Raw genomic sequence first — 25,037 nt, forward strand, 5'->3', positions numbered from 1 at the left:
AGTGTTGTATGGCTATAACACTTGATTTTTTTTGATACCTTTGTAGCAAATTCTAAATCGATGATACAAGAATACCAACTCCGCATCCTTCCCGAAATCGCAGCAAACGAACAGCGATTGAAAGAATATCTTTCTAAAGAAAAAGGTTTGAACCTGCGTGACATCACTGCTACCCGAATCTTGAAACGAAGCATCGACGCACGTCAGCGGACTATCTTCGTCAATCTGAAGGTACGGGTATACATTCGTGAGATGCCTAAGGATGACGAATACGAACATACTATATATAATAAGGTAGAGGGAAAACCGCAAGTGATTGTCGTGGGTGCAGGTCCTGGCGGACTATTTGCAGCCCTGCGTCTCATCGAACTGGGGTTACGTCCCGTTGTTATCGAACGCGGAAAAGATGTGCGCGAGCGAAAAAAAGATTTAGCACAGATCAGCAGGGAACACACGGTTGACCCGGAATCGAATTACAGTTTTGGCGAAGGGGGTGCAGGAGCTTATTCGGATGGGAAACTCTATACCCGGAGCAAGAAGAGAGGGAATGTAGATAAGATTCTGAACGTATTTTGCCAGCATGGAGCTTCGACTTCGATATTGGTGGATGCGCATCCGCATATCGGAACAGACAAATTGCCACGTGTCATTGAAAATATGCGGAACACCATTATCGAATGTGGCGGAGAAGTACATTTCCAGACACGAATGGATGCATTGATTATTGAGAACGATGAAGTCAAAGGTATCGAAACAAATACAAGAAAGACTTTTCTCGGACCCGTGATACTGGCAACCGGACATTCGGCGAGAGATGTATATCGTTGGCTGGCTGCGAATCATGTGGCGATTGAAGCGAAAGGCATTGCAGTCGGTGTCCGTTTGGAGCATCCGGCAATCTTGATCGATCAAATACAATACCATAATAAGAATGGACGGGGCAAATACCTGCCCGCTGCTGAATACAGCTTTGTAACACAGGCAGAAGGCAGAGGAGTATATAGTTTCTGTATGTGTCCCGGAGGTTTCATCGTTCCTGCCGCCAGCGGACCGGAACAAGTGGTAGTAAACGGCATGTCTCCTGCCAACCGTGGGTCACGGTGGAGTAATTCGGGAATGGTAGTGGAAATTCAACCGGAAGATTTGGGAAATGAAGAATTAAAAATGAGGAATAAAGAATTGGCTGCGCAACAAGATGAACAGCTGATGGCACTAAACCCGAATTTGAAAAGTTCACAACTTTCAGAGATTAATTCACAGTTACTATCTGTTCTTCACTTTCAAGAGGAATTGGAACGTCAATGCTGGTTGCAGGGAGGCAGACGACAGACTGCTCCGGCACAACGCATGCTGGATTTTACCCGCAAGAAATTGAGTTACGATCTGCCCGAGTCATCCTATAGTCCGGGATTGATTTCGTCTCCACTTCATTTCTGGATGCCATCATTTATTAGCAAAAGGCTATCTCTTGGTTTCCAACAATTCGGACGAAGCAGTCACGGATTCCTGACAAATGAGGCAGTAATGATTGGTGTGGAAACACGAACTTCTTCCCCCGTTCGTATCATACGCGATAAGGATACTCTACAACATGTCACCGTTCGCGGATTATTTCCTTGCGGAGAAGGCGCAGGCTATGCCGGAGGAATTGTGTCTGCCGGGGTGGACGGCGAACGATGTGCAGAAGCAGCAGCCAACTATTTCAATCATTAATTAAACTTACACTAAAATGAATTATCAACCCGAAATAGCAATCGTAGAAGCCAATACATTGACCTGTCTCGGTCTGAAAGGAATCCTGGAGGAAATGATTCCTATGGCAACCATACGGACTTTTCATCACTTCAGCGAACTGATGGACGATACTCCCGATATGTATGCCCACTATTTCATTTCCGCACAGATTTACGTGGAGCACAATGCTTTCTTTCTCCCCCGGAAACGAAAAACGATTGTATTGGCAAGCGACAGTCCGCAATTCCAACTGTCCGGCGTACCTGTACTCAACATTCACGAATCCGAAGAAGAGCTGGTGAAAAACATATTGAAACTTCACCAACATGCTCACCATGACGGTTATCCGGTAAAAGATATGCCACCCATGCCTCCGATGCAGCCTCATCAGGAAATTCTATCCGCCCGTGAAATAGAAGTGCTCGTACTGATAACCAAAGGATTAATCAACAAAGAAATAGCAGATAAACTGAATATCAGCCTGACTACCGTTATCACTCACCGAAAAAATATCATGGAGAAATTAGGCATTAAGTCCGTCTCCGGGCTGACTATTTATGCTGTAATGAACGGATATATCGAAGCTGACCGAATCTGACCTCTTAAAAAATAAGTCATAATCCTAATAAATGAGGATTGACCGTCATCTATATTTGCCGTTACTTTGCACCAGATAAATTAACAGCAGATGAAGAGAAAGAATTTTATGATTGCCCTTACGCTCCTGACGACAGGTACAGCATGGGCAGAAGATTTCCCGAAAGACTCACTAAAAATAGTAGACATCGAAGAAGTGGTAGTGATTGCCACTCCGAAAGAGAATCGTAAGTTGCGTGAATTACCGGTGGCAGCCACTGTTTTATCACAAGATAATATGCGTGCCAATCAGGTGAACTCTGTGAAAAACCTGACAGGCATCGTCCCTAATCTGTTTATCCCCGATTATGGTTCCAAACTGACCACTTCCATTTATATCCGCGGAATCGGCTCACGTATCAACACTCCGTCCGTAGGGCTTTATGTAGACAACATCCCTTATATCGACAAATCAGCTTTCGACTTCAACTATTGCGATATTGAACGTATCGACGTACTTCGTGGCCCTCAAGGAACCCTGTACGGACGTAATACAATGGGCGGACTTATCAAGGTACATACTAAATCTCCTTTCACTTATCAGGGAACCGATATGCGAATGGGAGCAGCGACCTACAACAATTATAATGTTTCGCTCACCCATTATCACCGTATATCCGACCGCTTTGCTTTCTCTACGGGTGGCTTTTATGAACATACGGGCGGCTTCTTTGAGAATTCTGCACGAAACAATGAAAAGATAGATAAAAGTAATGCCGGTGGTGGACGTTTCCGTGGTATCTATATGCCGACATCCAATCTGAAAATAGATATGACCCTTAGTTATGAATACAACGATCAGGGCGGTTATCCCTATTATTATACCGGAATTACTCAAAACGGCATAGCAGAAGCTAAAAGCAAAGGTAAAGAACTGACTGAAGACCGGGCAGATTATATCGGAAAGATTTCATATAACGAACGTAGTAGCTATCGCCGTGGATTAATGAATGCAGGAGTCAATTTGGAATACCAGGCCCAGAACTTCATTCTTAGTGCCGTCACAGGCTATCAAAATCTGAATGACCGAATGTTCCTTGATCAGGATTTTACAGAAAAGGCGATCTATACGCTGGAACAAAAACAAAAGTCAAATACAATTTCCGAAGAAATCGTATTGAAATCAAAAGCCAATAAAAGATGGCAATGGGCAACGGGTATTTTTGGTTTATATCAAACATTGAATACGAAAGGTCCCGTGACGTTTTGGAAAGATGGAGTGAAAAATGTTATTGAAGGAAATGCAAACAATATTTTTGCAGGCATGGGCCCCACTGCTCCTGAATTGCATCTAACAGTAAACAACCCGACCATATTAGTAGGTGGTAATTTTGATACTCCCATTTGGAATGCCGCAATCTTCCATCAATCAACATTAAATGATCTTTTTGTAGAAGGATTATCACTGACTGTAGGATTGCGCTTAGATTATGAAAAAATGAATATGAAATATAATTCAATCAGTGATCCTACGGATTTCAATTTCAGCATGAAAATGGCAGCAATGCCACCGAGACCACCTATGGCTTTAGAGGCTAAGAACTTGATTGCCAATGCCGGTTATGATGGAAAAATCTCGGATGACTATGTACAACTACTACCTAAATTTGCTTTACAATACGAATGGAAGAAAGGCAACAATGTATATGCAACCGTATCTAAAGGATATCGTTCCGGCGGTTATAACGTACAAATGTTCTCGGATCTAATCAGTGGAAATCTACAAAACTCCATGATAGATGCTATAAAAGAAAGTACAGAATTTGCCGCAGCTGCCACTATGATTGACAAATATGCAAAAAAAGCAAATGTACCTGAAGTCAAAGAAGCTACTCGTTATAAACCTGAATATTCATGGAACTACGAAGTAGGCACTCACCTGACTCTTTGGGAAGGTAAACTTTGGGCAGACCTTTCTGCTTTCTACATGGATATGCATGACCAACAGATCTCCCAGTTTGCCGCAAGTGGTTTAGGGCGTACAACTCTCAATGCAGGAAAAAGCCATAGCTATGGAGCAGAAGCCTCTCTTCGTGCCAGTCTGACTAGTGAACTAAGTCTGAACGCAAGCTATGGATATACTTATGCTACCTTTACAGACTATGTGGAATACGAAAAAGATACAGAGGGACAACTTTCTGTAAAGGCTGATTACAATGGCAAATATGTTCCCTTCGTCCCCAAGCATACCTTAAATATCGGTGGAGAATATGCCATCACCTGCAGCCCACGTTCTATCTTCGACCGGGTTGTATTCCAAGCGAACTATAACGCTGCCGGACGTATCTACTGGACTGAACAAAACGACGTCAGCCAATCCTTCTACGGCACACTCAACTGGAGAACGAATCTGGAAATCGGTGATGCAATGATTAGTTTCTGGGCACGCAACTTCCTGAATAAAGACTATGCTGCCTTCTATTTCGAAACGATGAACAAAGGTTTCATACAGAAAGGACGCCCTATGCAATTGGGGGTAGATCTTCGATGCCGCTTCTAATCATTATTACTCATAGGAATATTATTTAGTCTTTTTATTGTCAGCTAAAGATTTCATACATATAAGACAATGATTTTTAGTTCATTAGCAGCTGACAATAAGCGCTGACAATAACCCAAAAACAGGCTGGCAATAAAAGATTCGGACTTTTATTGTCAGCCTGTTTCTTTATAGATTGATGACATAGAATACGGGATAGAAGGACGTATGCCCCTATGAAGTATGTATTATAAAGCCGTTATGCTTAATCTATCCAATAGGCATTATTCTGTTAGACCTACGCTATTCTTAACTCTCCATGGCTGTGGTAGCTTCTCTTCACGGCCGTGGAGAGATCTTGTCACGGCTGTGGAAAGAAGTCACCACGGCCGTGACGAACTAAAGATACCGGTACTTTAGTAGAACTATACCGGCACCTTAACGGAACTTTATCGGTGTCCTGGCATTACTTTACCTACAGTTTCATATTAGTTTGTTTATACCTAAGATTATCTTGTCCACATCTAATACACTTCACCACGATTAAGCAAGCTTCTCCGTTCCATCAGGCAAACGCTTCATCTGATAAGCGATACGCTCCGTCCCATTCTTTACATAAATGATGCCGCAACGTTGAAAGCCATACTTCGTCAGTATATGTTGCATGACCTTATTATCCCGGTGAGTATCTACCCGGACATTAGGCCAACGTTCGAAACACCAGTCCAGACAAGCTCCCGACACCCCTTTCTGTTTTCCGTTCGTTGCCAACCGGTGAATCACTCCATAAGGTTCGTCATTGAGCCACGCGCCTTCATAAATTTGTAGATAAGTAGGATCTTCTCCCAAAATGAAACAAAAAGTTCCAAAGATTTCTCCTTGTTCACCAGTACAGACAAAGCTATGACCCTCTTCAATTTCCTGACGAATCAATGCTTCAGACGGATAGCCGTCAATCCATTGAGTCGTATTTCCGGTAGTACGCATAAAAGCACGGGCATAGTCATAAATCTCCATTACTAAAGGGAGATCTTTTATTTCGGTAGACCTGATTTCCATCATTTGAAAAGTTATTCAGAAATAAAACAGATAATAAAATTACTCGTTAATCGCTCCACAATGGGGGCATAGACCTTTCTCTTTTAGTTTCTCCCCGCAATGTCCGCAACGATACTTATACCCAATGTTCCGATAGACCTTCTTCGCAAAAACCAAAATAAAAAAGGCTAGGAATAGATAACCGATATAGATATGTGTCATCAGGATAAAGAAGAAATAACAGAAAATACAACAGGACATCAGTCCCAGCAGATAAAAGATAGCTGCAGCGGGAGTCAATTGCCGGAACAAATCATCCAATACCGCCAAAGCGACTATCAGAAACAACCAGATACTCAACAGGAAAACAGAGAGAATGAAAGGTACTTTGAACGGCGACAAAGTTGGATTGAAATAGAAATGTTCCCACGTTTCCGGCACAAAGACCTGCATAGACTCATAGATTGTTGCACTGAACGCCATCAGCAGACAGAGAAATAATGGATAAACACTGTCTATATCATTAAAATAAACCATCTGCAACTGCTTCCGACGGAAAGCACGGAACAAATAAGCTCCAACAAATAAAGCAAAAATAACCACAAAATAAGAGGCATGTGTATCGCTGAAAAGATGAATAGCCTGCGAAATACTATCAGTCGGTACAAATGACTTCTTGAGTTCTTTCTCACGTATCCAGCCCTGTTCATCTTGCGTATGTGCCAGTTTCACCCAAATGCTGTCTACACTATCGGCAGGATGAACCGCAAACTCTGCAACCACTACCCTATCCCCCCTATTCAACTGAATAAAAGTATCTTTTATCGGGAGGCATTCCAAAGAGATGGAATCATCGACTACTTCCAAGTTTGTATTCCATGTATAATGGCGTTCATACAGGTAAGTCAGCGAATCTTTTGTTTTCTTCGACAGCTCCTCCGAATCCAGAGCAGGCGTTTTATAATAACAAGACGAAAGCAAAAACAGACACAATAGCAAGCTCATGACAGACTTCACCACAGAGAATGCAGAAAACACAGAGTTACTATAAGACACGGACGACATAGAAGACACAGAGAACATGAAGAAGAATTTTCCATCTCTCTTCCACAAACCGTTCAAACGAGCGGTTCCGGAAGGATGAGTTGAAACGTTGTCTCCTCTACGTCCTCTGTGACGAATAATTCCGTGATTAATTATCCTCATTGTGCCGCCTTTACTTTCATTTGACAATTCTTACAATCAAATTCCAGACGAAAACGTTTGCCGTCATTCGACACCAAATAATAGGGTTCTTTATAAGGCGAACGGACCCGTTGATGGATAGGACACCAGCCCATACTATAGCGCAAACAATGTTTGCAGAACATCAGTACCGCATCTTCCACTGCTTCTTTTTCGTATGCTGCCGCTACCTGTTGTACCCCATGCTCCTGATAGAAAGAAGCTGCACGGGTGTTCATTACATTCCCCAGATAGGTTAATGTAGTTTGCGGAAAAGCATGACTCGTTGGCTTCCATACTGCCAATTCCTGACGATAATTGATTCGACGGGCAATTATCAATTGGTCGATTGCCTGTCTGCGGAAATCGGCTAACACTGAAGCTGGCAAAAACCAATTTCCGGTAAAGGATATTTCTATTTCTTTTGCTTCAAAAGGTGTATTCCCCAGTTTGGACAGTTGCGTTTTCAGATTGTCCGTCTGTGGAGTGCGGGCAAGTTCTTTCTCACGAGGGAGGGTGATTGTGACGCTATTATCATCTTCATCAGTCAATGTCAGGGAGAAACCAAAATTATTGTCGGCAAGCAAGATTTTCACTGCGATTTTCCTTTCGGCAGATTTGCGGGAAAGGATTCGTTCAAATTCCTGGTCGAAATTACGATACAGTGTAGTACGCGGCTTAATACGGGGCATTTCCTGCGGATAGAGTTTGTTACTGTCCACCCGGTTGATACGGAAACCCTGCAAACGTCCCTGTTCGTCGATATAGCAAACACCGTCTCCATTGTTAAAGGATTTAAGTCCGGCAACTGTCAGATAGTTGCCCCGGGCCTCTTTCATGGTTCCCATCTCTTCACCCAGCGACTTAGGAGTGTCGAAAGAGAAAATCTCTTTATCACGTCCATTCAGGAAATAATGCGTGAATCCACGACTGAAACTCTTATCGAGTTGTGGTTTAAATTCGAAACTACACGTACCCGAAGAAGCACGTACATATTCCGGACGACGGGCAAAGATCGCATCCAGTTTCTGGCGATAAGCGGCCGTCACATTCTTCACATAAGATACGTCTTTCAGTCGTCCCTCTATTTTAAATGAAGAAGCTCCGGCATCCAGTAGTTGCTCCAGTTCGTCGCTTTGATTCATATCTTTCAGGGAAAGCAGATGTTTGTCTTTGACAATCACTTTCCCGTCCGCATCTACCAGACTAAAAGGCAGACGGCAGAATTGTGCACACTCTCCACGATTGGCACTACGACCGAAACAGGCTTGACTAACATAGCATTGCCCGCTATAACTGACACAAAGAGCACCATGTACAAATACTTCCAAAGGTACTTCCGGACAGCTTTCATGAATCTTCTTTATTTCACGCAACGATAACTCCCGCGCCAACACCACTTGACGGAAACCTGCTTCCCAAAGGAACTTCACTTTTTCCGGCGTACGATTGTCCATCTGCGTACTGGCATGAAGTGGTATCGGAGGAAGATTCAGTTTCGTGATTCCCATATCCTGTACAATCAGTGCATCGACACCGATCCGATAAAGTGCATGAATCATCTCCTCCGTTTCTTTCAACTCCTCTTCTTTCAGAATCGTATTGACCGTGACATAAATACGTGCATTATACAAATGAGCATGCTGCACCAATGCTTCAATATCTTCCAATGAGTTCACAGCTGCCGCACGGGCACCGAATTTCGGAGCACCGATATATACAGCATCTGCACCATGGTTGATAGCTTCAATACCACATTCCAGGTTTTTCGCCGGAGCGAGAAGTTCTATTTTACGCTGCTTTATCATTTAATATCATTGATGTTGTAAGGTGTTTCCTGATAAACAAAGTAGTTCAACCAGTTGGAGAACAACAAATTGGCATGAGCACGCCAACGTACCAACGGGCCTTTTTCAGGATCATCGTCTATATAATAATTGCGGGGAATCTCTATTGGCAGGCCTTTATCCAAGTCACGGCGGTATTCCGTATCCAGTGTCAGCGGAGAATATTCAGAGTGCCCCGTGACAAAGAACTCACGCCCGCCCCGTGCCATTGCCATATAGACACCGGCCTCTTTCGATTCGGAAAGCAACGTCAGTTCCGGAACTTTCAGAATATCTTCCCTGCGCACTTCCGTATGACGGCTATGCGGCACATAGAAACAATCGTCAAAACCACGGAAGATGGAATGGAAAGGTTCCAGTACACGATGCTCAAAGATGCCGAACATTTTCTCTTCCAACGGATATTTAGGAATTCCATAATGATGATACAATCCGGCCTGCGCTGCCCAACATATATATAAGGTAGAAGTGACATGCGTACGTGCCCAATCAAAGATTTCCGTAATCTCATCCCAATAGGTCACTTCTTCGAAGTCCATCTGTTCTACAGGAGCTCCGGTGATAATCATACCATCATACTTCTCATGACGCATCTGATCGAAATCCGTATAGAACGTTTTCATGTGTTCTATCGGTGTATTCTTCGACGTGTGGCTCTTAATCTTCATAAACGAAATCTCCACCTGAAGAGGTGTATTCGAAAGTAAGCGCACCAAGTCTGTTTCCGTTGTAATCTTCAACGGCATCAGATTCAGAATCACAATCCGTAGCGGACGAATATCTTGCTGCGTAGCGCGGGAAGTGTCGATCACAAAAATATTTTCTTCCTTCAAAAGCTCTATCGCAGGTAGTTTATCGGGTAAATTTAAAGGCATAATCGCTATATATTAATAATTTGAGTGCAAAAATACGAAAAATATAGCAGATTATAGGGAGGTTGCTTATTTAGAAGACGTACAAATTAAGTCAATTTAATCATCGAAGCATAACAACTAATCAATAAAAGCTTTATTTTTGCCGAAGAAATTAGTACTAATAATTTAAATCTTAGAAAAATGGCTTACGTAATTAGTGACGATTGTATTGCTTGCGGAACTTGCATTGACGAGTGTCCGGTAGAAGCTATCTCTGAAGGTGATATCTATTCTATCAACCCAGATGTATGTACTGACTGTGGTACTTGCGCAGACGTTTGTCCGTCTGAAGCAATTCACCCGGCTGAATAATACAAGCTACAAAAAATGTACAGGCTGCTTTCTACGGAAGGCAGCCTTTTTTATTTCTTGTCTTCACCACAGATTACACAGATGGACACAGGTTATTTATATTCAACTAAATAAAAATTCCCTCACTGCAACATATTACAGCAAGGGAATCACAATTTAAACATATATTGAACAATAAAAAATCTTTTAATCTGTGTTCATCCGTGTAATCTGTGGTGAACTCTTATTTCAATTTAGCTAATGCTTCCTTGATACGACGGATAGCCTCTACGATATTTTCATCGCTTGTAGCATAACTCATGCGGATACATTCAGGAGCACCAAAAGAGGCACCACCTACACAAGCCACGTGAGCTTCTTCAAGCAAGTACATTGCCAAATCATCAGAATCTGCAATCTTACGTTCACCGTTGCTCTTTCCAAAGAAAGCATCGCATTTCGGGAACAAGTAGAAAGCACCTTGCGGAACGTTTACTTCAAATCCCGGAACTTCTTTAGCCAACTTCACAATCAGGTCACGACGGCGTTCGAATGCTTTCTGCATTTCTTTTACCGGTTCTTGTGTTCCTGTATATGCAGCTTCAGCAGCTTTTTGAGAAACAGAGCAAGGACCTGAAGTGTACTGACCTTGCAACTTGTTGCAAGCTTTTACAATCCATTCCGGACCGGCAATGAAACCGATTCTCCATCCTGTCATAGCGTAAGCCTTAGATACACCGTTTACAATCACTGTACGTTCCTTCATTTCAGGGAATTGAGCGATACTCTGATGTGCGCCGATATAATTGATGTGTTCGTAAATCTCATCAGCGATTACTATCACCTGCGGATGTTTTGCCAATACTGCAGACAATCCGGCCAATTCTTCTTTTGTATATACAGAACCTGTCGGATTAGACGGAGAGCAAAGAATCAATGCTTTCGTCTTCGGAGTAATAGCTGCTTCCAGCTGTTCCGGAGTAATCTTGAAATCTTGTTCGATACCTGCCGAAACGATTACGGGAGTACCTTCTGCCATTTTCACCATTTCCGGGTAGCTTACCCAGTAAGGAGCCGGCACGATTACTTCGTCACCCGGATTTACCAATACAAGGATTGTATTACAAACAGATTGTTTGGCACCATTTGCACACGAAATCTGGGCGGCAGTATATTCAAGACCGTTTTCTTTTTTCAGTTTCTCAACAATAGCATTGCGCAAAGCCGGATAGCCCGGTACCGGAGAGTAGCGGGAAAAGTTATCATCTACGGCTTTTTTCGCAGCTTCTTTGATGTGGTCAGGAGTATTAAAATCAGGCTCTCCTACACTTAAGTTAATAACATCAATGCCTTGTGCCTTGAGCTCGTTGCTCTTTTGAGACATGGCAAGCGTCGCCGACGGCGACAAGCTGTTCAAACGATCTGATAATTGATTCATTTTGTATCTATTTTATTGTTGTTGAGTGAAAATCGCTGCAAAATAAGCGATAATATTTGATATATGAAAACAAATTGGCAATTTACTTATTAAAATGTAAAGTATGTCCCATTCTTTCTTTCTTTGTTCTCAAGTATCGCTCATTATACGGATTAGGAACTGTTTCAACAGGCACATTTTCTACAATCTCCAATCCATAGGCTTCCAAACCAACACGTTTTACCGGATTATTTGTCAAAAGTCTCATTTTGTGTACTCCCAGCTCACGAAGGATCTGTGCACCTACTCCATAATCACGTTCGTCAGCAAGATGTCCTAAGCAAATATTCGCATCAACGGTATCCATACCGTCTTCCTGCAACTTATAGGCTTTCATCTTTTCCATCAGACCGATGCCACGTCCTTCCTGATTAAGGTAAACCACCACACCTTTTCCTTCTTTTTCGATCATTTCCATCGCTTTATGCAGCTGCTCGCCACAGTCACAACGCTGCGAACCAAGGATATCTCCAGTAGCACAAGATGAGTGAACACGTACCAGGATAGGTTCGTCTTCACTCCACGTACCTTTAAATATAGCCATGTGCTCCAATCCGTTTGATTTCTGGCGGAAAGGAATCAGACGGAACATCCCGTGTTCAGTAGGCATGTTTACTTCCACTCCTTTTTCCACAATGGATTCCTGTTTCAAACGATAGACAATCAGGTCATGGATAGAGATCAGTTTCAGTCCATGTTCATCTGCCATCTGGCGGAGTTCGGGCAAACGTGCCATTGTTCCATCTTCACTCATGATTTCCATCAAGGCACCTGCGGGGTAAAGTCCTGCCAGACGAGCCATGTCAATCGTAGCTTCCGTATGTCCGGCACGACGAAGCACTCCTTTTTCTTGTGCATATAACGGATTGATGTGCCCGGGACGCCCGAAGGTTGCCGGTGTAGAAGTAGGATCGGCCAACGCCTGAATAGTAGCGGCACGGTCGGAAGCAGAAACACCTGTTGTACAGCCTTCCAGTTTGTCAATGGTAACCGTAAAAGGAGTTCCCAACACGGAAGTATTGTCACTTACCTGATGCGGCAAATCCAACTCCTTGCAACGAGACACTGTGACAGGTGCACAAAGCACCCCACGCGCATGCTTCAACATGAAATTCACTTTCTCGGGAGTTATCTTTTCAGCGGCAATAATCAAGTCGCCTTCATTTTCGCGGTCCTCATCATCCACTACTATGACAAACTTGCCTTCTTTGAAGTCGGCAATCGCATCTTCTATTCTATCCATTTTAATAGTCTCTTTCATAACACTTATTTATTGATTTTCTGTATGATGAATTGAATTTGTTCATTGTTCTTTATAATCCGTTCCATATCCTTAGCCAGACGAACGCGGAACGCCCAGATGCGGAAATAGAAAAATAAACCGATAGGGAAAATAACTCCGGCTACCAGATTCAACCAATATATATGGAACGGGCGCACATGAGCAGAAACGGAAATAACCGGATAATTGTTTAATGCACCGATCAAAGTGGCAGATTTCGTATTGGACATTTCTTCAACCAACGCTTCCAGCTTCTCATTGATAGCCATTACTTCGTTGTCATCTTCGCTTGACATCCACAATTTAAAGTAATTGGGTGCTTTTTCCAATCGTTTCTTGGCAGCATACGCTCTGCACTCTGCTGTGAGTTGTTCCAAATCACCAGTCAGACGTGGATAATCAGGATCATGGATAATCACTTCTTTCTTAAATATATGGCGTACACTACGGATTCCCATAATCTTCTTGAACCAGTTGATATAGGCATCTGCATTAAGCACAACAGAGTCCTTATTCGATTTATAGGTAAGGAAAACTCCTAATGGGGCAAGGACCGCACTACTTGTCCACATTCCCATCCATACTATCCACTTACCGTCACGGGCCATTTTATATCCTGTATTATCTATGATATAGTAAATAATAAATACCAACACGGATACAATTACCGGCATTCCCAACCCTCCTTTGCGGATAATTCCACCCAATGGAGCTCCGATAAAGAAGAACAGCAGACAAGAGAGTGAAATCGTTATCTTCTTATGCCATTCCGTCTTATGCTTGCGAATACTATAATCATTGTTCTCCATCGTGAATTTCTTGAACCCAAGATCGTTGGCCACATTCTCCGCCCGACTGACAGCAGAAGAAAGCACCTTCTGTTTCTGCGTTAAAGAGGCTACCTCGTAAAGGCTGTCCACATTATATTCATGGATATCCGCCTTTTCTATTTTGACCGTATCTTCCTTTGTCAATCCATAAGAAGCGCGGAAATTCCCTTCTGCCACTTCCCTGTAATATTGTCGTCCGATACTATCTCCCACTACCGTCATTGAGTCGATAGAGCTTTGCAACTGCGCCATATCCTTAGCACTGGACTGCTTGCCCATAATGTCGCCATCAACCATATTGAAATCGGAATTAAATTCAATAATGGTATGTTTTTCCCGGAATGACTCACGCCGATAAGGCACATTCTGCGATTTCAGGCTCTGCGCTTTCAGGTTCTCGAATAAATCGCCACTATATAAATGCAACCAGAGATGTTGTTTATCTGCAGTCATCTCCAGACGTCCGGAGTCGGCATATATAATATGTGCGTTTTCGAATCCGTCCTTCATATTATAAATCAGCACATCATATAGCATACCGGTCTTCCGGTTCTTCTTAGCTACCTTTAAATTATAATCCTTTATTTCAGAATAGAAAACTCCTTCCGGAATATCCAACTCCGGAGATTTCTGTTTCATCGAAAGAATCAGGGTTCCCAGCTTAGCCTGGGCGATAGGACCAACAACATTTTGGAAATAGAATGAGACACCGACAAGTCCGCAAACAAAGAAAGCGAGCGGACGCATGATTTTAAGTAGAGAAATACCCGCAGCTTTCATTGCAAGTAATTCATAACGCTCGCCAAAGTTACCGAAAGTAATCAAAGAAGCCAGTAACACTGCCAATGGCAACGATACTGGCACTAATGTTAATGCGGAATAAAAGAAGAATTGAGCCATAACGCTCATCTCCAACCCTTTTCCGACCAATTCGTCTACATATCTCCACAGGAACTGCATCATGAATATGAACAGACAGATGAAGAATGTACCAATAAAGAGCATCAAAAAACTCTTTACGATGAATATATCTAATTTCTTTATGCGTAGCATCTTAATAGGTTCGTGCAATTAGGATGCAAAATTAGCACAAAAAAAGGAGCATCGAAAATTTTTAGTTGAAAGTTAACTAAAAACCACAAGTTCTTCTTAATTTAGCTACTTGCGACTCCCACAATTCTTTCATATCGGCTACTTCATCCGGCTCTGCGAAATCGGTAATTTCCAACACATAGTCACTAGTCAGCTCATTATAAGTCATCTTGATTTCAAAATAATCGCGTTCGTTTTCATCATCCTGCCAACGGAAGCGGATAAAAGAGAAAGAGCGAATGGCAATAATCTCTGCTTTCCTCTGTTCTGTCTTGCCCCAATGAAACTCTACTATTTTATCGTCAGAAATAACTTTGTCTGCAAACCAGTCCTCCAACCCGGTCGGTGTACTAATAGCTCCCCAAAGAATATTTTTAGACGTTGCATTCAACAAATACTCCAAATGAATCTTTTCCTTTTTCATAGCAATTTCGAATTGTTTTTACGTGTGCCAAGATAAATACTTTTTTCTAAATACGCTGCATAAATCAGACACTTTATTAATTATTCTTTCATTATCGGGCATCAAACTCCCTATTTATAGAGAAAATCAAGACCCGTATTAAAGAAAAAACACAAAAAAGTTATGAATTGTTTTGGAGATTATAAAAAATCATCTATCTTTGCACCCGCAATCGAGAAACGATGGCGGGATAGCTCAGCTGGTTAGAGCGCATGATTCATAATCATGAGGTCCCCGGTTCAATCCCGGGTCCCGCTACTTGATAAGAATAAGGCATTTGGGAGGCTTCCACTTCTGGGTGCCTTTTTCTTTTTATCTCTTCGCGAAATCATTGTGAAATCTTCAATTACATTTCTACCAGAAGCCAACGTTGAACCATAAAAATAGCCTCAACTTACAAAAAATTGAGGCTATCGAAATATCATTTAAAAAGTTTTTCTATTCCCATTCTATAGTCGCATTAGGTTTCGGCGACATATCATAACAAACGCGATTTACATTCTTCACTTCTTTCAGAATACGGTCTGTTATCTTCATCAGGATAGGCCAATCAATCGGCTCAATAGTAGCCGTCATAGCATCCACCGTATTGACAGCGCGAATAATAACCGGCCAATCAAAAGAACGAGCATTGTCACGTACACCCACGGATTTAAAATCAGGCACTACGGTAAAGTATTGCCATACTTTTTTATCCAGTCCGGCAAGTTGGAACTCTTCACGCAGAATGGCATCGGATTCACGCACTGCCTCCAAACGATCACGTGTAATAGCACCTAAACAACGTACACCCAAACCAGGTCCAGGGAACGGTTGACGGTAAACCATTTCATAAGGTAAACCTAACTCCAAGCCACAAGCACGAACTTCATCTTTAAATAATTGGCGCAATGGTTCTACAAGTTGGAATTTTAAATCTTCGGGCAAACCACCTACATTATGGTGAGATTTCACCATTTTAGCAGTTTTCGTTCCACTTTCCACAATATCCGGATAAATAGTACCTTGACCTAAGAAATCAATACCGTTCAACTTACGCGCTTCTTCTTCGAACACACGAATAAACTCGCCACCAATAATTTTACGTTTCTGCTCCGGATCTTCTACACCAGCCAACTTATTCAGAAAACGATCGGTTACATCTACATACACAAGATTTGCCTTCAACTGGTTGAATACCTCAACCACATCTTCAGACTCTCCCTTACGCATCAAACCATGATTAACATGTACGCATACCAGATTGTTACCAATAGCTTTCAGAAGTAAAGCAGCTACCACAGAGCTATCAACTCCACCCGACAGGGCCAACAATACTTTCTTATCGCCCACCTGACGCTTAATCAATTCTATCTGGTCATTGACAAAGTTCTTCATGTTCCAGTTAGCTTCAGCTTTACAAGTATCGAAAACAAAAGACTTTACTGCAGCCTTTATAGCCTCGATATCATCTGTAAATTCTGCCAACTTCACTTCACAAGTTGCTTTATCATGCCCTGCAGCCATGACAGGAATTCCCAAAGTATAGATAGCCGGATTTATATCAATAGCAACACCATCGATTACATTATTCGGGCCACCATTGATAATAATACCCTTTACATTGGGCAATGCTTTCAGTTCTTCTACTGTGATATCGTGAGGATAAATCTCACTATAAACTCCTAATGCACGGATGGCGCGAGCCAATACCGTATTCTCATGACTACCCAAGTCAAGGATAACAATCATATCCTGCTTCATCTGATTTTGGTTGTTTTTAAGTTATTGTATTGTTATTATTCACTATCATTTTTCAAACGGTCTGCAAATATAAAGATTTTTAGAGAGACTATAATGCATTGATTCTCTAAAGTTTCAGAACAGAGTAACGTTTTTAGCAATTATACTATCCCAAATAAAAAACGAAGTTACAACCTAAATCAAGCAGATACCAAGAATTACACTTTGCAAAATGGCAAAGGACTATTTTTCTATAATTACAATATTATTATTTTGTACGAACTAAGAAAAAAAAAGATGCATTCACAAACAGTATAGAGTTTGAAAGACTTCTTTTATCCTAGATATTTTATACTTTTGCTGCATAAACAGAGAATCAACATAATATTTCACTATGAACGAAGAGAAAAGTTCCTTTATAAAAGGTATAAATGAGCAACACCCAACTGCTTATCATCAACTTTATAATGAATATTATAAGGCATTGGTGTTGTATGCTATTAATTTTCTCTCTTCCCAACAAGCAGCAGAAGATATTGTACAGGATCTTTTCGCAACTATGTGGGAAAAGAAAATGAGATTCTTATCATTACCTTCTTTCCGGACTTATCTCTATAACTCTATACGGAATGCTTCTCTCAATTATCTAAAACATCAAAATGTAGAATCTCTTTATCTTGAACGTTTGGCAAGCACTTATCGAGAAATCACAGAAGAAGAAGATACCAATGAAGAAGAAATATACCGATTACTTTTTCGCGCTATCGATAATTTACCAACACGCTGCCGGGAAATATTCCTATTGCACATGGATGGGAAAAAAAATGAAGAAATAGCTACCGCACTAGGAATTTCGATCGAAACTGTAAAGACACAAAAGAAAAGGGCTATACAATCTATCAAAGAACAGATGGGTACATGCTACTTCTTGCTTCCTTTATGTGACATTTTGTATAGTTCCAAGTTTTTTTCATAATCAAAATAATCTTTTTTAGAAAGTTTGTACCTCTTTTTAATCTTCATGTTGTCTTATTAACAAATGATAAGACAACAGATATATGAAGATAAAGGTAGATGCAGAAAAATTAATAGCCAAATATCTACTCGGTGATCTTACTGATCCCGAAAAGGAACAGCTTGACAATTGGATCAAAAACTCTCCACAACATGAAGAGTTTTTCAACCGTTTATGCACAAACATGTCTTTTCGTAAACGCTACGAAGCATATACACAAATAAATTCACATCAGGCATGGAAACACTTTAAGAAAAAATATTGCCAAGCATCAATCACATCAATTTTTCTGAAATATGCAGCTATCTTTATATTACCTATAATAATAGTAGCAGGGGGATGGTATTTTTACACTTCTTCCGAAATACAAGTATCAGACAATCTTACTTTGGGAGATGCAATTCAGCCAGGAATTCCTAAAGCTACATTGATTTTAGCTGGCAACAACAAGCAATCACTTACCCCAACATATCCAACACCAGTTAAAGTTAATCATTCCACAACTGCTATAGCGCAGAATGGTGCTCTTATCTATCCGACAACACCTAATACAAATATAGATAGTATTCTGAAACAACGGAGCGAAGTTATAGAAAATAATACGTTAACCACAGAACAAGGTAATGAGTTCAGAGTAACCTTTGAAGATGGAACAACCGTACATCTTAACTATAATACAGAATTACGATATCCAGTAAAATTCAGTCAGACGAAACGTATGGTTTATCTTAAAGGAGAAGCCTATTTTAAAGTTGCCCAAGATACTCGTCCTTTCTATGTTATCACCGACCATGGAACAATAAGACAGTATGGCACAGAATTTAACGTTAACACTTTTAGCCCCGAACGTACAGAAGTTGCATTAGTAAAAGGAAGCATTAGTATTATACCCACAAAAAGCAGCCAAGAACAATTCATTAAACCTGGACAATTAGCCCATATTGAGCAAAAGAACAACAATATATCAATACATAATGTAGATCTAACTCCCTATATAGCATGGAATGAAGGACGACTCATCTTTGAGAATCGCACTTTGGAGAATATTGTTGAGATCTTAGAACATTGGTATAATGTAGACATTTCCTTTGGCACTTCCGAACTTAAACAACTTCGATTTACAGGAAACATGGACCGATATGCCACAATCAGCCCCATATTAAAAGCAATAGCACGTACTACGAATTTACAAATAAAGATAAAAGGAAGAGAGATTTTAATCACAGACAATTAATTACTAATTAAACAAGAAGAAAGAATGAGAAAGACAAAAAGTAGAGAAAGAGTCCGAATACTTTCTCTAGTAATAGTATTATTACTATTACCCACAATGATGTTTGCCATTCCTAAAAGTGGCAAAAAAGTAACTTTAAATCTGGAATCTGTCACTGTCAAAGAATTTTTCGATGCTTTAAGACAACAAACCGGATTAAGCTTTGTCTACAACACAGAGCAGACAAAGTCACTGAAACCCATCACCATCCATGTAAAAGATGAAACTGTGGATAGCGTACTACGCACTGTTCTTAATGGCACAGGACTCACCTATAGCATGGAAAGAGATATTGTTACCATCTCTAAAGCAGAACAACAAGGAGATAAACGCTCCGCAACCGGTATTGTATCAGACGAAGAAGGATACCCCTTACCCGGTGTTAATGTTGTAATTAGTGATCTTCAACGATTTGCTATAACTGACAATAATGGTAAATACAGTATAGAGATTCCCACTAATACAACATGTACTATCACCTTTTCATATATCGGAATGTCTACTCAACAAGTGATGATTAATAGTGGTCGGAATGATGTACGGAAAAATATTACTCTAAAGAGTGATACTAAATTAGATGAAGTTATCGTTACTGGTATTTATACTCGTAAAGCGGAAAGTTTTACTGGGGCAGCAACTACTATTTCAAGCAAAGATCTGATGCGTGTCGGAAATCAGAATGTTTTTCAAAGTTTGAAGAACTTAGACCCTACGTTATACATCGCAGATAATTTCAGCATGGGTTCCGATCCTAATACAACTCCAACAATGTCCATGCGTGGTACTTCCAGCTTTCCAACAACAGAGACAAGTTCATTAAAAAGCAACTATCAAAATCAACCTAATCAACCCTTATTCATTCTTGATGGTTTTGAAACAACTGCCGAAACTGTGATGGATATGGATATGAATCGCATTGAAAGTATCACAATCTTAAAAGATGCCTCTGCTAAAGCATTATATGGATCAAAAGCTGCCAATGGCGTTATTGTAATTGAAACCAAACGGTTGGCAGGAAATGAACAACGTATCACTTATAATGGAAGTCTTTCGTTTGAAATGCCTGATTTAACAAGCTATGATTTATGTAATGCACTGGAAAAACTTGAAGCAGAACGTTTAGATGGAGTATATAGAAATGCAAATTTAGATACTCAGATCGAACTTAATCAGTTATACAATACACGTAAACAAATGGCCTTACAAGGATTAGATACATATTGGTTAGCCAAGCCACTCCATACAGGAATTGGACATAAGCATAACCTAAATATCGAAGTCGGAGATTCACAAAGTTTACGCGCCGTACTTGATTTCACATACAATCAGATAACTGGAGTCATGAAGGGATCCGACCGACGCAATATTTCAGGTAATGCCAATATTTCTTATCGTCGTAACAATATTATATTTAGAAATATATTCTCAATAATATCTAATAACAGTAATGACTCTCCATATGGTTCATTCAGCGATTATAGTAAAATGAATCCTTATTGGCAAGCAACTGATGAAAATGGGAAAGTACTACGTTGGGCAGAGTACAATGATGATTTAAAAGTGGCAAATCCATTATATGATGCCACTATCGGTACCAGTTTCACCAGTAGTTACCTAGAATTCACCAACAACTTTTATACAGAATGGTTATTTCACCCTGATTGGAAAGCAACTATACGTTTGGGAGTTTCACAAAAACGAAATAATTCGGATGATTTCTATCCAGCCCAACATTCCATGTTTGCTACTTACACCTCACAGGATGAAATAATACGCCGTGGGCAGTATATAATGGAAAATGGGAAATCGAGTTCGCTGTCTGGAGACTTCAATATAAATTATAACAAAATGATCAAGAAACATACAATCTTTGCCAATGCTGGTTTCTTTTTATCAGAGGATCAATATTCAGCTTACCAACATACGGCCGAAGGTTTTTCAAACTCCAGTAATGCAGACATAACATTTGCCAAACAATATTTGGCTGGAACAACCCCTAAAGGAAGCTCATCTATTAATCGTGAAGCAAGCTTTTTATTAGCTGCATCTTACGATTATGACAACAGATACTTAGCAGATGCAACCATACGTGAGAGTGCCTCTTCCTTATATGGTTCGGATAACCGATGGGCTAATAGCTGGTCATTCGGGTTAGGCTGGAATTTACACAACGAAGTATTTATGAAAGATATATCTTGGATCAAACAACTGAAATTACGTGCCTCTGTCGGATTGACAGGAAACCAAAATTTCAATACTAGTGCAGCCATAGCTACTTATCAATATTATTCAGGAATCACCTATGGAGGAACAACAAATCCTATGACAGGAGCCTACTTGAATAACCTTCCTAACTCAAAATTAAAATGGGAACAAAAAAAAGATTATAATGTGGGCGCAGATATAAGAGTTGCCGGGCTTACACTAAAATTTGATTACTATTCTGCTGATACAAAAAATATGCTAACCGATGTAAGCATCCCTACTTCCACTGGGTTCAGCAGTATAAAAGACAATCTAGGACTAGTACGTAACTCGGGTATTGAACTCAATGCAAATTATACTATATGGCAAGGACCAGAAGGTTTCGTCAATCTATATGGTACTTTTGTTTATAACAAAAACAAAATTATTCGTTTATCCGACAGCATGCGCGCATATAATGAAAAAATGCAGAAAATGGCAGAAGAAGCAAATCAGTCTGCCCCTGTATTGATGTATCAAGACGGAATGTCAATGAATACAATATGGGCAGTGCCCTCTGCTGGAATTGATCCTCAAACAGGACAAGAAGTATATATTAAAAAAGATGGAAGCTATACTTATGTTTACTCTTCAAATGATATGGTTCCAGCCGGTGATTCCAGTCCTAAATACCGCGGCACAGGAGGATTTACAGCTGAATATAAAGGAATCGGAATTAGCGCAACACTCAGCTACTTAGCAGGTTGTCAATTTTATAATTCCACATTAGTAGACCGAGTAGAAAACGCAGATATTGACTATAATGTAGACAGACGTCTATTGGAAGGGCGATGGACTACATACGGTCAACAAACACAATATAAGAAGTTTGATTCTGCAACAACAACTCGTGCAACAACTCGTTTTGTACAAGACCGCCGTGAGTTATCTATCTCGGCCATTAGTGCTTATTATGAATTTCCACGTTCTATCTACCAAAAATTATATATGCAACGTCTACGGCTAGCATTCAATATGAACGACATCACAACATTTTCATCAATAAAAGTAGAACGAGGATTAAACTATCCATTTGCACGAACAATGTCATTCTCATTAACTGCAACATTCTAAATTATTCAATATGAAAAAGTATATATATATTATCCTCATTTATATGACAAGCCTTATCGCTAGCTCTTGTAGTGACTGGTTTGATGTAACCGCACCATCAGAAATACGCAAAGATGATCATTTTAGTTCTGTTACCGGCTTTCAACAATCTCTAATAGGTTGTTATATCGGAATGACTGATGATGCACTCTATGGTACAAACCTCTCTTGGTTTGCAACAGAAATTATGGCACACCAATTCAATCCTTATGTAAATTCAACAAATATAGGTTTAGCGTATTGGCTACAATCTTTCAATTATACAAATACTTACACAACTCCGACAGTTGAAGAGATCTGGGAGAAAGCGTATAATGTGATAGTCAATGTTAATGACGAACTAGCCAATATAGAAGAAAAGAAAGAAATACTTGACGACCTCAACTACCATATTATTAAAGGAGAATTATTAGCCATTCGAGCTTATATACATTTTGATCTATTACGACTTTATGGTTATGGTAACTGGAGTCAACGAGATACAGAGCTTGATGAGAAACGAACCATACCTTATGCTACCGAAGTTTCCAAGGACCCAGCTCCCCAATATAGTGGTGCAGAAACAATCAAATTACTACTAAACGATTTAAATGAAGCAGCTGCTTTACTGAAAGACTACGATCCTATTACTAAAACCAAAGCTGCTTCTTTCTACCAAGAATATAACGAAGAAGGCTTTTTTAATGAGCGTACTCTCCGTATGAACTACTATGCTGTAAAGGCATTACAGGCACGAGTATATTTATGGAGAGGAAAAAATGAAGATATCGTCAATGCGTTATCAGCAGCTAATGAAATCATCACAGCATTAGAAAATAATATTGCAATCAATGAAATGTATACTTATTGCAATTTCCTGACTCCAGAAACTGTCAACAAATCTTGTACTTCTATGAGTCGTGAGAATATTTTTGGATTAAATGTGTCTGACGTTGCTTCACGAATTGTTAATTATATCAAACCATATTATCTCGACAGTGAAAATACACCTATGTATTTACTCACAACAGATGCTATGAGTTTATACGAAAATTCTGCAACGGATATACGCTTAACAACATTAATGGAGCCAAACACTAACGCCCAAAACACAGGATATACACCATTGAAAGTTTATCAATCTGATCTTGCTAATGATTACAAGAACAAAATATCCATGATTCGTATTCCTGAAATCTACTATATCGCGGCAGAATGTTATGTCAAACAAAATAATCCCAATCTGCCACTCGCTCTTAACTGTTTGAACACTGTGCGTGAAAAAAGAGGATTATACACACCTTTGGAGGATTTAGATGCCGAACAAATTTTAGTAGAAATTCAAAAAGAATATCATAAGGAATTTCTGTCAGAAGGAGTTATGTTTTACTATTATAAAAGAACTGGAACTAAAACCATTCCTAACTATACAGAAGACATGGAGGATGCACAATATGTACTTCCTTATCCAGAATTTGAAATCCAATCCGGACGAGTTCAATAACTTATAAACTACAGAATATGATGAAAAAAATAAATTATATAATTGGAATGATAGTAATTGGCATCTTTCTCAGTTGTGAGAACGAAGCCATTCCCTATTATAATAGCGAAAACGATGCAGTGCGTTTCAGCAATAAAAACAGTGATGGATATGGTGGTGATGGAATAGTATATCAAAGTTATTCATTCGTCTCCAATCCTTTGGATGAATATGTGATATATGATATACCTGTAATACTAATTGGTAATACTAGTGATAAAGACAGAACTGTCAACTATACAATAGATACAGAAAAGAGTACAGCAACAGAAGGATCCTATGAGCTAATGGAAGGAATAATCCCCGCCAATCACAACGAAGGATATATAAGGATTAAATTATATAATGTAACTGGAGATAAGACGTATGAACTACGAATATCTATTCAATCTTCTGACGAATTAGAAAAAGGTCCCTCACTATATTTAAATGCAGCTTTGTCATGGAGTAATTCAATACCCACTCCTCCTAACACATATACTAGAATAACATATAATATGTTAATACAAAGCCCATTATCTTTTTCGTCTTCTAGTATTAGCTATTACAGTCCTAATGCGCTTAAAACCATAATAGCTGCTTTCAACTGGAATGATTGGGATAATCCGGATGCACATCCCGAATATCCGGCTGCATATAAAAGATATTTCACGCAGGCTAATTATAAGTATCTACCTCACTATATTCTATTAAATGTTGAACAAAGCTATTCTAGTTTTGCAACTCAACTAGGAAAATACATAGAAGAATATAATAGCACACATGACACACCACTATTACATGATGCAGGTACCTTATTGGGTCAACCAATTGAAGCTCGTAAATATTAACATAAAATAAA

Annotated in this window: 18 protein-coding genes and 1 tRNA gene; 10 read left to right on the forward strand and 9 right to left on the reverse strand. The window is 40.0% G+C overall.

Annotated features, from left to right (window positions below):
- The first annotated feature begins 60 nt into the window (after positions 1–60).
- From NQ505_RS01080 to NQ505_RS01090, 3 genes are all read left to right on the forward strand, one after another.
- Positions 61–1,713, forward strand: a complete 1,653-nt coding sequence (locus NQ505_RS01080) for an NAD(P)/FAD-dependent oxidoreductase (RefSeq protein WP_008999050.1) — start codon at positions 61–63, stop codon at positions 1,711–1,713.
- A 16-nt stretch (positions 1,714–1,729) separates the two neighbouring features.
- Positions 1,730–2,332 carry a response regulator transcription factor gene (locus tag NQ505_RS01085; RefSeq protein WP_008999051.1) on the forward strand — a complete coding sequence of 201 codons (603 nt, stop codon included), beginning with the start codon at positions 1,730–1,732 and terminating at the stop codon, positions 2,330–2,332.
- A gap of 90 nt (positions 2,333–2,422) precedes the next feature.
- Positions 2,423–4,870, forward strand: coding sequence for a TonB-dependent receptor (locus NQ505_RS01090; RefSeq protein ID WP_008999052.1), 2,448 nt, complete (start codon positions 2,423–2,425; stop codon positions 4,868–4,870).
- A 522-nt stretch (positions 4,871–5,392) separates the two neighbouring features.
- Here the strand turns inward: NQ505_RS01090 and NQ505_RS01095 are convergent.
- The 4 genes from NQ505_RS01095 to metA are packed head-to-tail and all read right to left on the reverse strand — an operon-like array spanning position 5,393 to position 9,833.
- Positions 5,393–5,908, reverse strand: a complete 516-nt coding sequence (locus NQ505_RS01095) for a GNAT family N-acetyltransferase (protein ID WP_008999053.1) — start codon at positions 5,906–5,908, stop codon at positions 5,393–5,395.
- Between the two features lie 39 nt (positions 5,909–5,947).
- Entirely contained in the window at positions 5,948–7,093 is a 1,146-nt protein-coding gene (locus tag NQ505_RS01100) for a zinc ribbon domain-containing protein (RefSeq protein ID WP_008999054.1), read from the reverse strand.
- A complete protein-coding gene (locus NQ505_RS01105; RefSeq protein ID WP_008999055.1) occupies positions 7,090–8,919 on the reverse strand; it encodes a peptidase U32 family protein in 1,830 nt (609 codons plus the stop codon). Before NQ505_RS01105 ends, NQ505_RS01100 begins: the two co-directional genes overlap by 4 nt.
- Entirely contained in the window at positions 8,916–9,833 is a 918-nt protein-coding gene (gene metA, locus NQ505_RS01110) for a homoserine O-succinyltransferase (protein ID WP_004299113.1), read from the reverse strand. Before metA ends, NQ505_RS01105 begins: the two co-directional genes overlap by 4 nt.
- Positions 9,834–10,013: 180 nt before the next feature.
- Here metA and NQ505_RS01115 point away from each other — a divergent pair, with 180 nt between their 5' ends.
- Positions 10,014–10,184 (forward strand): DUF362 domain-containing protein, encoded by a 171-nt coding sequence (locus tag NQ505_RS01115; RefSeq protein WP_002559159.1) that lies wholly within the window; start codon positions 10,014–10,016, stop codon positions 10,182–10,184.
- 223 nt (positions 10,185–10,407) lie between these two features.
- Here NQ505_RS01115 and NQ505_RS01120 read toward each other — a convergent pair whose 3' ends face one another.
- The 4 genes from NQ505_RS01120 to NQ505_RS01135 all read right to left on the reverse strand — a co-directional run bounded on the left by NQ505_RS01120 (position 10,408) and on the right by NQ505_RS01135 (position 15,268).
- Positions 10,408–11,601 carry a pyridoxal phosphate-dependent aminotransferase gene (locus tag NQ505_RS01120; protein ID WP_008999056.1) on the reverse strand — a complete coding sequence of 398 codons (1,194 nt, stop codon included), beginning with the start codon at positions 11,599–11,601 and terminating at the stop codon, positions 10,408–10,410.
- Positions 11,602–11,683: 82 nt separating this feature from the next.
- Positions 11,684–12,901, reverse strand: coding sequence for a bifunctional 3,4-dihydroxy-2-butanone-4-phosphate synthase/GTP cyclohydrolase II (locus NQ505_RS01125; protein ID WP_004299085.1), 1,218 nt, complete (start codon positions 12,899–12,901; stop codon positions 11,684–11,686).
- 5 nt (positions 12,902–12,906) lie between these two features.
- Positions 12,907–14,805 carry an LptF/LptG family permease gene (locus NQ505_RS01130; protein WP_032853511.1) on the reverse strand — a complete coding sequence of 633 codons (1,899 nt, stop codon included), beginning with the start codon at positions 14,803–14,805 and terminating at the stop codon, positions 12,907–12,909.
- A 76-nt stretch (positions 14,806–14,881) separates the two neighbouring features.
- Positions 14,882–15,268, reverse strand: coding sequence for an START-like domain-containing protein (locus tag NQ505_RS01135; RefSeq protein WP_008999058.1), 387 nt, complete (start codon positions 15,266–15,268; stop codon positions 14,882–14,884).
- Positions 15,269–15,491: 223 nt separating this feature from the next.
- Here NQ505_RS01135 and NQ505_RS01140 point away from each other — a divergent pair.
- Positions 15,492–15,565 (forward strand) — tRNA-Met (locus NQ505_RS01140).
- 180 nt (positions 15,566–15,745) lie between these two features.
- Here the strand turns inward: NQ505_RS01140 and guaA are convergent.
- Positions 15,746–17,050 (reverse strand): glutamine-hydrolyzing GMP synthase, encoded by a 1,305-nt coding sequence (gene guaA / locus NQ505_RS01145; protein ID WP_008999059.1) that lies wholly within the window; start codon positions 17,048–17,050, stop codon positions 15,746–15,748.
- A gap of 373 nt (positions 17,051–17,423) precedes the next feature.
- Between guaA and NQ505_RS01150 the strand changes: the two genes are divergently transcribed.
- From NQ505_RS01150 to NQ505_RS01170, 5 genes are all read left to right on the forward strand, one after another.
- Positions 17,424–18,005 carry an RNA polymerase sigma-70 factor gene (locus NQ505_RS01150; protein WP_004326452.1) on the forward strand — a complete coding sequence of 194 codons (582 nt, stop codon included), beginning with the start codon at positions 17,424–17,426 and terminating at the stop codon, positions 18,003–18,005.
- Positions 18,006–18,087: 82 nt separating this feature from the next.
- Positions 18,088–19,278, forward strand: a complete 1,191-nt coding sequence (locus NQ505_RS01155; RefSeq protein ID WP_008999060.1) for a FecR family protein — start codon at positions 18,088–18,090, stop codon at positions 19,276–19,278.
- Positions 19,279–19,302: 24 nt separating this feature from the next.
- Positions 19,303–22,635 carry a SusC/RagA family TonB-linked outer membrane protein gene (locus NQ505_RS01160; RefSeq protein WP_004326456.1) on the forward strand — a complete coding sequence of 1,111 codons (3,333 nt, stop codon included), beginning with the start codon at positions 19,303–19,305 and terminating at the stop codon, positions 22,633–22,635.
- Positions 22,636–22,645: 10 nt separating this feature from the next.
- Complete coding sequence (locus NQ505_RS01165; RefSeq protein ID WP_004326457.1) at positions 22,646–24,157, forward strand: RagB/SusD family nutrient uptake outer membrane protein; 1,512 nt, start codon at positions 22,646–22,648, stop codon at positions 24,155–24,157.
- A 17-nt stretch (positions 24,158–24,174) separates the two neighbouring features.
- Positions 24,175–25,026 (forward strand): DUF4843 domain-containing protein, encoded by an 852-nt coding sequence (locus NQ505_RS01170; RefSeq protein ID WP_229097447.1) that lies wholly within the window; start codon positions 24,175–24,177, stop codon positions 25,024–25,026.
- The last annotated feature ends 11 nt before the right edge of the window (positions 25,027–25,037 follow it).

The organism is Bacteroides sp. D2 (assembly GCF_025147085.1).
Classification (GTDB): domain Bacteria; phylum Bacteroidota; class Bacteroidia; order Bacteroidales; family Bacteroidaceae; genus Bacteroides.